The following is a 438-nucleotide window of genomic DNA, read 5'->3' on the forward strand; positions in this document are numbered from 1 at the left end:
CGCCCCACAGCGCGCCAGCGGCAACGCCATTGGCGATGCCCAGGGCCATCGGGTTGTTGCGCATTCGGGTTCTTCGGGGGAAGAGAACGGGCCGCGCAGTGTAAGCGCTCACCAGTGGCGCCCTCTTGACCGAGGCTATTGCCTTTGTCATCTCTGTAGAGCCGAGCCAATGCTCGGCTGCGATTGGCCGCTGTGCAGATAAGGGCAGCCGAGCGTGGGCTCGGCTCTACAGGTCAGATGGCGCCCCTGCGCCAGGCGGCCGGCGTCTGCCCGCACTCACGACGCAGCGCACGGGTCAGTGCACTCTGCTCGGAATAGCCTGCCGCCAGCGCGATATCGCTGATCGGCGCCGCACTGGTACGCAGTTGGTGCTTGGCCCAACGCAACCGGCTTGCACTGAGCCAGGCCTGCGGGCTCAGCCCGAACTCCCGCTGGAAC

1 protein-coding gene is annotated in these 438 nt (G+C 66.9%); it reads right to left on the bottom strand.

The window, feature by feature from the left end:
• Nucleotides 1-233: 233 nt before the first annotated feature.
• Complete coding sequence (locus NQ014_RS11015) at nt 234-386, bottom strand: helix-turn-helix domain-containing protein (protein ID WP_373467727.1); 153 nt, start codon at nt 384-386, stop codon at nt 234-236.
• Nucleotides 387-438: the final 52 nt, after the last annotated feature.

It is taken from the genome of Corynebacterium sp. 5QC2CO (genome assembly GCF_024580435.1).
Classification (GTDB): domain Bacteria; phylum Actinomycetota; class Actinomycetes; order Mycobacteriales; family Mycobacteriaceae; genus Corynebacterium; species Corynebacterium jeikeium_D.